This window comes from Zoogloea sp. (assembly GCF_028693495.1).
Lineage (GTDB): Bacteria > Pseudomonadota > Gammaproteobacteria > Burkholderiales > Rhodocyclaceae > Zoogloea.
In genome coordinates this window covers 24,424-35,466 of sequence record NZ_JAQUVG010000027.1, presented here as the reverse complement: position 1 = coordinate 35,466, position 11,043 = coordinate 24,424, and the positions used below count along the sequence as shown (strand labels likewise).

Genomic DNA, 11,043 nt, shown 5'->3' with positions numbered 1-11,043 from the left:
TGCTCTTCCGATCTCTGGGTGCCAGCGGCCTCTACAGTCTGGGGGAAGCACGGGACGCGCTGCAGCAGCTGGCCACCACCGACCCCCAGGCCAGGGAAGCCTTCCTCCAGGCAGACAGGCGCTACGAGGCCAAGCAAAGGATCTTGCTGATCCTGGCAGCCCTGGGCCTGCCCCTCACCGTCGTTGGCGTGGGCCTGACTACCCGCCGCCTCCATCAGGTCGCCCGGACCAGCTGCGAGCTGGCTGGCGAGATCGCCAATGGCAATCTTCTCCATCCCCTGCCGCCCGCAGGGCGGGACGAGTTCGCGGCAGTCATCGTCGAACTGGCCAAGATGCGCAACAATCTCCACGAGCTGGTCGCCTCGATCCACCACGATGTGGCCGCCCTCCTGACCAACGCCCGGCAACTGAGCGATACCGCCGGCCAGACCCGCAATCTGGCGGAAGCCCAGTCTGAATCGGCCTCCGCCATGGCGGCAGCAATCGAACAACTGTCGGTTTCCGTGGATCACATCACCGAACATGCCCGGGACTCGCGCAGCCTCTCCGAAGGCTCGGGGGCCCAGGCCGCCAGCGGTGCGCGGGTGATCGGCGAGGCGGTCAGCGAGATGCGCTTCATCGCCGAGTCGGTCAACACCACCGCTGGTTCGGTACGGGAACTGGAAGCCTTGTCCGGCGAAATCTCGATGGTCGCCGGAGTGATCCGCGAAATCGCCGACCAGACCAACCTGCTGGCCCTCAACGCAGCCATCGAGGCTGCGCGGGCCGGCGAGTCCGGGCGCGGCTTTGCCGTGGTGGCCGACGAGGTGCGCAAGCTCGCCGAGCGCACCGCCAAGTCCACCGCCGAGATCACCTTGACCATCAATCGCATCCAGCACGCCACCCGGAGCGCTGCCGATGACATGGAAAACGGCGTCGGGCGGGTGTCCCGGGGCGTGGACCTGGCCGACGAAGCGGGACGGACCATCAGCCAGATCCAGGACAGCAGCCTGCGCGTCATCGACTCGGTGGAGGGCATCACTCTGGGACTCTCCGAGCAATCCGGTGCCGCGCGGGACATCGCCCAGCGGGTCGAACAGATCGCCAGCACGTCGGAAAGCAACGCGGCCAGCGCGGTCCACATGAGCCAGGCAGCCACTGAACTGGAAGACCTGGCCCATACCCTTGAAGCCCTGGCCTCGCGTTTCCGGATCGCCTGAGCTGACTGGGTTTGCTGCTCCAGCGTGCACCTGGCATGGAGCAGATGCTCCACAAATGAACACTCCAGTCTGAGCATTGCGGCGTCGCATCATGCTGACGCACAAACCGCAACACGCTGATAAACAACGTTTTTGCACGCATAGCCAGGCTTGATCGGGGACTGGCATGGGCCCTGCTGTTGTAGCTCGAGCGCTCAGGAAGCGTTTTCGAACCAAATCCAGGAGGAGATACCATGCTTTACGCACTGCCCGGCTCTGCCGATGCCAAGGTCCAATACAAGTCCAAGTACGACAACTTCATCGGCGGCAAGTGGGTCGCTCCCGTCAAGGGCGAATACTTCGACGTGATCACCCCGATCACCGGTCAGGTGTACACCAAAGCCGCCCGTTCCACCGCCGAGGACGTTGAACTGGCCCTGGATGCCGCTCACGCCATCGCCGACAAATGGGGGCGCACCTCCGCTGGCGAGCGCTCCAACCTGCTGCTGAAGATTGCCGACCGCCTGGAAGCCAACCTGGAGCTGCTGGCCTACGCCGAGACCGTGGATAACGGCAAGCCGATCCGCGAAACCCTGAACGCCGACATCCCCCTGGCTGTTGACCACTTCCGCTACTTCGCCGGCTGCCTGCGCTCCCAGGAAGGCTCCCTGTCCGAGATCGACGAGAACACCGTCGCCTACCACTTCCATGAGCCCCTGGGCGTGGTCGGCCAGATCATCCCCTGGAACTTCCCGATCCTGATGGCCGCCTGGAAGCTGGCTCCCGCCATCGGCGCCGGCAACTGCGTGGTCCTGAAGCCCGCTGAATCCACCCCGATCTCCATCCTGGTGCTGGCCGAGCTGATCGCCGACCTGCTGCCCCCGGGCGTGCTGAACATCGTCAACGGTTTTGGCCGCGAAGCCGGCATGCCGCTGGCCACCAGCAAGCGCATCGCCAAGATCGCCTTCACCGGCTCCACCGCCACCGGCCGCGTGATCGCCCAGGCCGCTGCCACCAGCCTGATCCCCGCCACCCTGGAACTGGGCGGCAAGTCCCCCAACGTGTTCTTCGAAGACATCGCCGCTGCGGACGACGCCTTCTTCGACAAGGCCGTGGAAGGTCTGGTGCTGTTCGCCTTCAACCAGGGGGAAGTGTGCACCTGCCCGTCCCGCGCCCTGATCCAGGAATCCATCTACGACAAGTTCATTGAACGTGCCGTGGCCCGCGTCAAGCTGATCAAGCAGGGCAACCCGCTGGACACCGACACCATGATCGGCGCCCAGGCCTCCGCCGACCAGCTCTCCAAGATCAAGTCCTATCTGGAGATCGGCAAGGCCGAAGGCGCCCAGGTGCTGGTCGGCGGCGACCAGGCCCACCTGAGCGGCGATCTGGCTGGCGGTTACTACGTGCAGCCGACCCTGTTCAAGGGCCACAACAAGATGCGCGTGTTCCAGGAAGAAATCTTCGGACCGGTGCTCGCCGTGACCACCTTCAAGGACGAAGCTGAAGCGCTCGCCATCGCCAACGACACCGTTTATGGCCTCGGTGCTGGTGTGTGGAGCCGCGACGGCAGCCGTGCCTTCCGCATGGGCCGCAATATCAAGGCCGGCCGCGTGTGGACCAACTGCTACCACGCCTACCCGGCCCACGCAGCCTTCGGCGGCTACAAGGAGTCCGGCATCGGCCGCGAAACCCACAAGGTCATGCTCGACCACTACCAGCAGACCAAGAACCTGCTGGTCAGCTACAGCCCGAACAAGCTGGGCTTCTTCTGATCCTTCAATCGTTGCAGTACGTGTAAGGCAAGGTGTTGCGGGGCGAGGTTTCTCGCCCCGTTTTTTTCGTGCATCCCCCAAGGAGAGCCCCATGATCGAACGCATCATTGCCACCGACGCCGCCCTGGCCTTCATCGATGAACTCCGTGCCGAGCATGGTCCGGTGATGTTTCTCCTCTCCGGAGGCTGCTGCGACGGGAGCGTACCCAACTGCTACAAGGTCGGCGAGGTGCTGCCCGGCCAGACCATGCTGCATCTTGGCGAGGTGGGTGGTGCTGGGTTCTGGCTCGGCCACCAGGAATTCCAGTACTACGAAAGCAGCCAGCTCATCCTGGACGTACAGCCGGGCAACGGAGGGGACTTCTCCCTGGACTGCGGCCGTGGCAAAGCGTTCACGACCCGTTCGCGCCTCCTCTCCGATGCCGAGCGGGCCGAACTGCGTCCGCTCGGTTAGCCCTCTCTCGACCCATCCATGGAAACCTCTGCGCGACGAACCATACCAGACTAAAATAGTCGGAAATCGACAGCTACTTCCGGACGCCACCCCGCAGATGACCGGAAGCATCACACATTCCCCGACCCCCGCCCCCAGAGAGCCATGCATACCCTCGAAACCCTGCCCTTCGACAATGCCTTCGCGCGGCTGCCTGCCAACTTTTACACCCGCCTGTCTCCCGAGCCCCTGGCAGCCCCTTACCTGGTGGGTGTCAGCCCCGCCGCCGCCAGCCTGATCGGCCTGGCTCCGGACCAGTTGGCCCGGCCCGAGTTTCCGGAAGTGTTCGCCGGGAACCGGCTGATGCCCGGCAGCGAACCCCTGGCGGCGGTGTATTCCGGTCACCAGTTCGGGGTCTGGGCCGGCCAGCTCGGGGATGGTCGGGCCCATCTGCTGGGCGAGGTGGCCGGGCCGGCCACCGGCTGGGAAATCCAGTTGAAGGGCGCCGGCCAGACCCCTTACTCCCGCTTCGCCGACGGCCGGGCGGTACTGCGCTCGAGCATCCGCGAGTTCCTGTGCTCCGAGGCCATGGCAGCCCTCGGCATTCCCACCACCCGGGCCCTCTGCGTGGTGGGCTCCCACGCCCCGGTGCGGCGGGAAAGCATCGAGACCGCCGCGGTCTGTACCCGCCTCGCCCCCAGCTTCATCCGCTTCGGCTCCTTCGAACACTGGGCCGCCCAGGGCAAGGGAGAGGCCCTGCGCCAGCTCGCCGACTACGTGATCGACCGCTTCCGCCCCGAATGCAGGGAGGCGGACAACCCCTACGATGCCCTGCTCAGGGATGTGGCCCGGCGCACCGCGGAGCTGATTGCGGCCTGGCAGGCCGTGGGCTTCATGCACGGGGTGATGAACACCGACAACATGTCCATCCTCGGCCTGACCCTGGATTACGGCCCCTTCGGCTTCATGGACGCCTTCGATGCGGGCCACATCTGCAACCACTCGGACGACCGGGGCCGCTACAGCTACAAGGCTCAGCCCCAGATCGGCCACTGGAACCTGTATGCCCTGGGGCACGCCCTGTCGACCCTGGTAGGCGAGCCCGCCGCCGTCCAGGCCGCCATCGAGGAAAGCTACGCCCCAGCCTTCGAGCAGCGCTTCATGGACCTCTTCCGCGCCAAGCTGGGCCTGGCTCAGGCCCTTCCCGGTGACGAAGACTTCATCGGCGAGACCTTCGACCTGCTGCAGCGCCACCACCCGGACTTCACCCTGTTCTTCCGCCAGCTCGGACACCTGCCCGCCCGGGTGGACGACACCGACCGTCCCGGCACAGACGCTCCGGTACGGGATCTCTTCATCGACCGGGACGCCGCCGACGCCTGGCTCACCCTGTGGCGCGCCCGCCTGGGCGCCGAAGGACGTCCCGACAACAAGCGCCAAGACGCCATGATGGCCATCAACCCGAAGTTCGTGCTGCGCAACTGGATCGCCGAGTCGGCCATCCGTGCAGCCCGGGCGGGCGACTTCAGCGAAGTCGCCGCCGTGCAGGACTGCCTGTCCCGCCCCTTCGACGAGCAGCCTGGCAACGCACACTTCGCCGCCCCACCGCCGGACTGGGCCCACGACCTCGAAGTGAGCTGCTCCAGTTGAGGCCAGCCGCCTGGGCCGGACCATCGGCGTTTATCCGGAAACCAAGCACCCCGCCTGCCACGAGGACGCCCCGGTAAGCATTCAGTCCTCCGGAACCACCAAGTACGCCGATGGAGTTGGCCCCTGGACAGCCACAGCGAGATGAGCTCGGGCAACTGACCGCGCAGTTGCCCGGCCTCCCGCCGGCCATCCCGGCTGCTGACAATGACGTGGTAGCACTCGTCTCCAAGGTCGCGCAGTTCCCCGTAGGTGGTGGCCGCATCGATGCACCCCTGCAGTGCGCTCGCTCCCTTGCCGCCCACAAAGGCATTCAAGGAGAACGGGCAATCCTGACCCCCATGAGCTCCGGCACCGGTTCTTCCGGGTCGCAGATCCGGGCGTATAGTAGGACCTCGGACAAACAACACTGGAGGCTTCATGCGCACGTCACTCCTGCTTCCCCTGACCTTGCTGACCTGGCTGGCGGCAGTGCCCGCTCAGGCAGCAGGCCTCGATGTGGACCTGAGCATCCGGACCCCAGGCATGTCCCTCTACATCGGAGACCGGGACCCCCGCGGCCGCTACTGGGATGGCGGCCGCTGGCGGGACGAACGCTGGTGGAACGACAACTGTCACCGTTACCAGGGTAAAAAGGACTTCCGGGGGCATTGCGGCCCCCATCCGGGCGGGGGGAAAAAACACCGTCACGAAGGTCACTGCCCTCCGGGCCAGGCCAGGAAGGGCCACTGCTGAGCACCCGGTTCAATGATCAGCGGCCATCCTGGCTGCCAGCCGGCGGGCCTGCTGAAGCAGGCCCTCTGCATTGTCCAGCCCTGAGAGGAAACGGGAAGGAATCCCCGCCAGGCCCACCTGGGCTCCCGCCAGCGCCCCGGCCAGAATGGCTCGGGCCTGGTTCTGGCCCCCCCCATTGACAGCGTGCAGCACTGCCGACTCGAAGTCGTCGGAAAAGCGGGCTGCCAGGTAATAGGCGGCCGGAAACTGGTGATACACCGCGCAGGGCAGCCCATACACCAGGGAGGCCTTCCAGGCGGGTTCGATACGGATGTCCGGGTCCCGTGCCGCCCGAGCGTAGGCCGACGGACCCAGCAAGGCATCCGGTGAGGGAAAGCGCCCGCCCGCAGGGGCCTCCGGCTGCCCGGGCAAAGGCGCCCCAAGCGCTCCCCGGGTCACCGCATGAAAAGGCAGCTCTCCCGCCTTAACCCGAGCCATCAGGCGGGCGGAAATCTCCCCATCCAGAGGGGCCCCCTCCACCAGCATTCCCAGGACTGCACAGAACGCCACCGTCATGGCCACGACCGTTCCGTCGGTCTGGGTCAGCAAGGTGTTGCGGGTCACCGCAGCCGCCAGCTCAGCCGGTCGCAGGGCCAGGCGCACGGCGATCGCCAAACCCCGTTCCGCCGCCTCCGTGGTATCGGCGTTGCCACCACAGTGCCCCCAGGGCTGCCCCTCCCCTACCCGCTTGCGCCAGGCCTCCCGGATCGACTGGCTGGTGTACCCGCCAGGGCCCGCCATGGGCGAACCATCCACCAGGGGAAAGAAGTCCTGATCCAGGCGGCGACAGAAATCCGTTTCGTCATATCCGCCGCAGGCCACCAGGGAGTCCAGAGTCAGAGCCAGCAGAAGACCGGACTGGGAAGCTTGTCCCGCCTTGAGACCAGCGTGGTAACGGTCAGGGCGGGGCGTGGTGTACTCCCTGATCCACGGCCCGTAGTCAGCCCGCATTTGTTCCAGATCGTAGTACCAGTGGGGGCCCAGGGCCAGGGCATCACCGATGAAGGCCCCCATCAACGCGCCGATGGCACGGTCCTGCAGAGAAGTGGTGGGCATGGAACGCTCCTTCGCACAAAGGGAAAACGGCCACCGGCACCCGGGGCCCATGCTGCCATGGTGGCCCGCCCATCGGCCAGGCGCAAGGCAGACCGGACGAGTGGCCGACCCCGCGGGGACGGATCATCCTGGAAACGGCAGTTGGAGGCGCTTGTGAGTGCTTCTGAGCGGGTCTCTGACGCGAAGCGACAACGCGGCAGGCCCATGCCTGCAGAGGAGCCACAAAGCCAGGAGCCCGTCGAGGCGTGCCAGCGGGCGAGTGGCAGGGCCGCCCTCCGGGTGAACGTCGGCGAAGGTACAAAAGCCTGTATTCAGGCAGTTCTTGAGGTTACGGAAAGGGGTCAACTGCCGTTTCCAGGGTTATGCTGGAGGCACGGTTCCCCGCGAGGTCTCCCCATGCCCTTACCCACCGCCCTTCCTCCCGAAGCCCTTTACGTCACCTGTATCCCGGACGACCTGGGCTTCGTGACCAGTGACGAGCTGGCCGACCTGCCCCCCGGGCAGATCCAGCAACGGGCGGTGGAGGCCCTCCACATGGGCCTGGACATGCACCATCCGGGGTATAACCTCTTCGTGCTGGGCGAACCGGGTAGCGGCCGCCACGCCATCGTGCGCCAGCTACTGGAAGAAGAGCGTCATGAAGGGACAATGCCCGCAGACTGGTGTTACGTCTTCGACTTCTCCGCCCCGGAACACCCACGCCTGCTGCGCCTCCCCTGTGGCCGTGGGGCCGGATTCCGGGACGCGATGCAGCACTTCGTCGAGGAACTGATTCCGGCCATCGCAGCGGTATTCGAGAGCGACGACTACCGGCGACGCCTTGAAGCCATGCAGGACGAAGAAAAGCAGCAGGAAGAAGCTGCTCTGCAGGCCCTCGCCCAGGAAGCTCTGGGACAAGGTGTCGTGCTGGTGCGCACCCCGGGTGGCTTCGCCTTCGTACCGATGAAGGATGACGAAAGCCCGATGAATCCGGAAGAGTTTTCGGCCCTGCCGGAAGAGCGTCAGCAGACACTGCAGAGCCACACGCGCAGCCTGCGGGAACGTTTCCATGAAACCATGAACGACTTTCCACGGATGCGCCGGTGCCTCCAGCAACGGATCCGCGAGGCGGGAAGAGAAGCCCTTCAGGTCACCGTCACCCATCTGGTCGCCGACCTCAGAAAACGCTTTGATGACCTGCCGGTCGTGCAGACCTACCTGGACGGCGTGCTGCAGGACATCCTCGACAGCGGGGAGTCCCTGCGGGAGTCTACCCACAGTGAAGGTGACACGGAGACCACCACTTACTCCGGGATGATCACCGTTCAGCGCTACCTGGTAAACCTGCTCGTGGAAAACCCGGCCGACGGCCAGCGGCCAGTGGTCTGGGAAGACCACCCGACCCTGCAGAATCTGGTGGGACACATCGAGCACATGGTGCACATGGGCACCCTGATGAGCAATTTCACCCTGATCCGGGCCGGAGCCCTGCAGCGGGCCAACGGGGGGTTCCTGGTTCTCGACGCCCTGAAAGTGCTCAGCCAGCCCTATGCCTGGGAGGGACTCAAGCGCAGTCTGACCGCCGCAGCGGTACGCATCGAATCCCTGTCCGATCTGCTCGGCCTGGGCAGCACCGTTCAGATCGAACCGGAAGCCATGCCCCTGACCCTGAAGGTGGTGCTCATCGGGGAACGCCTCATCTACTACCTCCTCAGCCAGCATGATCCGGACTTTCCTGCCCTGTTCCGGATCAACGCTGACCTGGAGAGTGAGATCGTCCGCTCCGCGGAGAACACTTCCGCGTATGCCCGGCTGATCGCGACTCTGGCCCGCCGGGATGGATTGCGGCCCTTCACCGCGGCCGCCGTGGCCCGCATCATCGAACATTCGGCCCGGCTGGCCGAGGATGGGGAGCGCCTGTCAGCACGTACCCAGCCAGTGAACGACCTGATGCGGGAAGCCGACCACTTTGCCGCCCGGGCGGATGCCCTCCATGTAGGACGCGGCCACGTGGAAGAGGCCCTGGCCGCCCGCCGCCGGCGCAACGAACACTTCCGCCGACATGCCCTCGACGCCATCCTGCGCGGTCAGTTGCTGGTCGCCTGCACGGGGAGCCATGTGGGTCAGGTTAACGGGCTGGCCGTCGTCCCCCTCGGAGAGGCCACCTTTGCCCATCCGGTCCGCATCACCGCCACCGTCCGGCCCGGCGACGGAGAGGTGCTGGATGTTGAACGGGAAGTGAAGATGGGCGGGCCGATCCACTCCAAGGGCGTCCTGATCCTGACGGCCTTCCTGGGCCACCGGCATGGCCGCAGCCAGCCCCTGTCCCTGCGGGCCAGCCTGGTATTTGAACAATCCTATGGAGGCATCGAAGGCGACAGCGCCTCACTGGCCGAGTTGACCGCCCTGCTGTCAGCCATTGGCGGACTGCCGATCCGCCAGGGGCTGGCGGTGACCGGATCAGTGAACCAGTTCGGTATGGTTCAGCCGGTGGGCGGCATCAACGACAAGGTGGAAGGCTTTTTCGCCCTGTGCCAGGCCCGGGGACTGGACGGGGAGCAGGGCGTACTGATCCCGGCACCCAGCCGTCACCAGCTGATGCTCTCGGAAGAGGTGGTGGCTGCGGTTCGTGCCGGACGCTTCCATGTATGGGCAGTCGCCACGGTGGATGAAGCTCTGTCACTGCTGACCGGACAGACGCCCGCCGGGCTCGACGCGCGGGTAAAGACAGGCCTTGAAGCCCTGGATGCGGCACAGCGCAGCTTTGCCCACCGCAAGCCCTCCTGAGCTCGGGCAGGACACGACCTCTGGCCGCAGTGCATCCGCGCACACCAACAGCAAAAAGGCCGCCTTGCGGCGACCTCTTCAGTCATCCCGGAGGATGGCGGGAAGGTCAGGCGACCTTCAGGGCAGAGGCAGCAGCCTTGGCACCCTTATCCACGTTCTCGACGGCCACGGCAGTGGCCTTTTCAACGCTGGCCTGCGCGGCAGCAGCAACCTGCTTGGCGGCCTTCTGGGCACCTTCGTAGGCGGAGCTGGCGTTGGCGATGGCCGTCTTGACCGCCTTGATGGCGGGCTCGGAACCGGCAGGAGCGTTCTTGAACACACCTTCCAGAGTCACGTCGATGCTCTTGGAGAGGGCAGCAGCCTCGGCCTCGACCAGTTTGGTCAGCTCTTCCTGGGTGTCGCCGGAAATGTCGGACAGGCTGCGGCCATAGGCCACGGACTTTTCGACGGCCGGGGTGATGGCAGCCAGGTTCAGGGCGGCCAGGGCCTTGGGATCCTTGGCGGCCAGGACTGCCTTGGAGAAGGCGATGCCGTCATCAAAGGCGCCACGGGCGGTGGCCAGGTTCAAGCTGGAAATACGCTCAACAGCGACAAACAGGGTGTTCACGAAGCTGGAAGCACTCTTCAGGCCAGCATCGGCGTTGGTTTTGGCGGTGGCAATGATTTGCTCGGGGGTCAGGGACATGATGATCTCCTCAGTGGGGTGGGTTGCGATCACCGAATTAAATTTCGGTATGGCTTAATGTTGCACTGCAACAAAGAACAATGCAAGGATTATTTTGTGCAGTGCACAATTTTATGGCGCATGCTGCCATCCGATGCCCTCCGCTCACGATCCCTTTGACCTCTCCACCTCAAAAGCATCCCCTGTGGCAAAGAACTGGCCCCCCGCCACATAGTGGATGCTGCGTCGGCCGTCTGCCGGAAAATGCCAGCGCCCTTCGGAATACACTTCCGGGTCAGCCCAGGCCAGCACCACCTCGGCCAGGAACAGATCATAGGTGCGCTGGAGATGGGGCTCGTCCAGCACCCGGCACTCCAGCCAGGCAATGCAACCTGCCGGCAGCGGCGCAGCCACCCGGCTGGCCGGCAAAGTATCGAACTCCAGGGCAGTAAATTTGTCCCCGTCCCGCCCGGAACAGGACCCTGCCGCCAGCGTGGTCTCGGCCAGGGCCCGGGTCGGCACGGCCAGCACGAACTCGCCGGACGCCTCGATCAGTGTCCGGGTCAGAGTGCTCTTGTCGATCACCACCGCCACCTTGGGAGGATCAAAATCCAGGGGCATGCTCCAGGCGGCGGCCATCACGTTGCGCCGGCCGGCGTGGGCAGACGATACGAGCACGGTGGGACCGTGATTGAGAAGCCTGTAGGCCTGGGCCAGGGGAACGGCTATCGGAGTCATGAGCGGAACGAC

General features: G+C 65.3%; 9 protein-coding genes. 6 read left to right on the top strand and 3 right to left on the bottom strand.

Annotation, left to right across the window (positions count from 1 at the left end; genetic code table 11):
• The 5 genes from PHD22_RS06645 to PHD22_RS06625 all read left to right on the top strand — a co-directional run.
• A partial coding sequence (locus PHD22_RS06645) for a HAMP domain-containing methyl-accepting chemotaxis protein (protein ID WP_299864045.1) occupies nt 1–1,199 on the top strand: 1,199 nt, incomplete at its 5' end.
• 233 nt (nt 1,200–1,432) lie between these two features.
• Nucleotides 1,433–2,953: an aldehyde dehydrogenase gene (gene adh / locus PHD22_RS06640; RefSeq protein ID WP_299864042.1), complete on the top strand. Its 1,521-nt coding sequence runs from the start codon at nt 1,433–1,435 to the stop codon at nt 2,951–2,953.
• Nucleotides 2,954–3,044: 91 nt separating this feature from the next.
• Nucleotides 3,045–3,407, top strand: coding sequence for a DUF779 domain-containing protein (locus PHD22_RS06635; protein WP_299864040.1), 363 nt, complete (start codon nt 3,045–3,047; stop codon nt 3,405–3,407).
• A gap of 144 nt (nt 3,408–3,551) precedes the next feature.
• On the top strand, nt 3,552–5,036 hold the full coding sequence (locus PHD22_RS06630) for a protein adenylyltransferase SelO (RefSeq protein ID WP_299864038.1): 1,485 nt from the start codon (nt 3,552–3,554) through the stop codon (nt 5,034–5,036).
• A 417-nt stretch (nt 5,037–5,453) separates the two neighbouring features.
• Nucleotides 5,454–5,768, top strand: a complete 315-nt coding sequence (locus tag PHD22_RS06625; RefSeq protein WP_299864035.1) for a DUF2502 domain-containing protein — start codon at nt 5,454–5,456, stop codon at nt 5,766–5,768.
• Between the two features lie 9 nt (nt 5,769–5,777).
• Here the strand turns inward: PHD22_RS06625 and PHD22_RS06620 are convergent, their stop codons facing one another.
• A complete protein-coding gene (locus PHD22_RS06620) occupies nt 5,778–6,863 on the bottom strand; it encodes an ADP-ribosylglycohydrolase family protein (protein WP_299864034.1) in 1,086 nt (361 codons plus the stop codon).
• 396 nt (nt 6,864–7,259) lie between these two features.
• Here PHD22_RS06620 and PHD22_RS06615 point away from each other — a divergent pair, with 396 nt between their 5' ends.
• Nucleotides 7,260–9,629: an ATP-binding protein gene (locus PHD22_RS06615; protein WP_299864031.1), complete on the top strand. Its 2,370-nt coding sequence runs from the start codon at nt 7,260–7,262 to the stop codon at nt 9,627–9,629.
• Between the two features lie 106 nt (nt 9,630–9,735).
• Here PHD22_RS06615 and PHD22_RS06610 read toward each other — a convergent pair whose 3' ends face one another.
• Both PHD22_RS06610 and PHD22_RS06605 read right to left on the bottom strand, forming a co-directional pair.
• Nucleotides 9,736–10,314 (bottom strand): phasin family protein, encoded by a 579-nt coding sequence (locus PHD22_RS06610; protein ID WP_299864028.1) that lies wholly within the window; start codon nt 10,312–10,314, stop codon nt 9,736–9,738.
• Nucleotides 10,315–10,458: 144 nt separating this feature from the next.
• Entirely contained in the window at nt 10,459–11,031 is a 573-nt protein-coding gene (locus PHD22_RS06605) for a flavin reductase family protein (RefSeq protein WP_299864026.1), read from the bottom strand.
• Between the last annotated feature and the right edge of the window lie 12 nt (nt 11,032–11,043).

Bases quoted from the DNA above. Each gene is read 5' to 3' on its own strand.
- adh (WP_299864042.1), top strand. From the start codon at position 1,433: ATGCTTTACGCACTGCCCGGCTCTGCCGATGCCAAGGTCCAATACAAG.
- PHD22_RS06635 (WP_299864040.1), top strand. From the start codon at position 3,045: ATGATCGAACGCATCATTGCCACCGACGCCGCCCTGGCCTTCATCGAT.
- PHD22_RS06630 (WP_299864038.1), top strand. From the start codon at position 3,552: ATGCATACCCTCGAAACCCTGCCCTTCGACAATGCCTTCGCGCGGCTG.
- PHD22_RS06625 (WP_299864035.1), top strand. From the start codon at position 5,454: ATGCGCACGTCACTCCTGCTTCCCCTGACCTTGCTGACCTGGCTGGCG.
- PHD22_RS06620 (WP_299864034.1), bottom strand. From the start codon at position 6,863: ATGCCCACCACTTCTCTGCAGGACCGTGCCATCGGCGCGTTGATGGGG.
- PHD22_RS06615 (WP_299864031.1), top strand. From the start codon at position 7,260: ATGCCCTTACCCACCGCCCTTCCTCCCGAAGCCCTTTACGTCACCTGT.
- PHD22_RS06610 (WP_299864028.1), bottom strand. From the start codon at position 10,314: ATGTCCCTGACCCCCGAGCAAATCATTGCCACCGCCAAAACCAACGCC.
- PHD22_RS06605 (WP_299864026.1), bottom strand. From the start codon at position 11,031: ATGACTCCGATAGCCGTTCCCCTGGCCCAGGCCTACAGGCTTCTCAAT.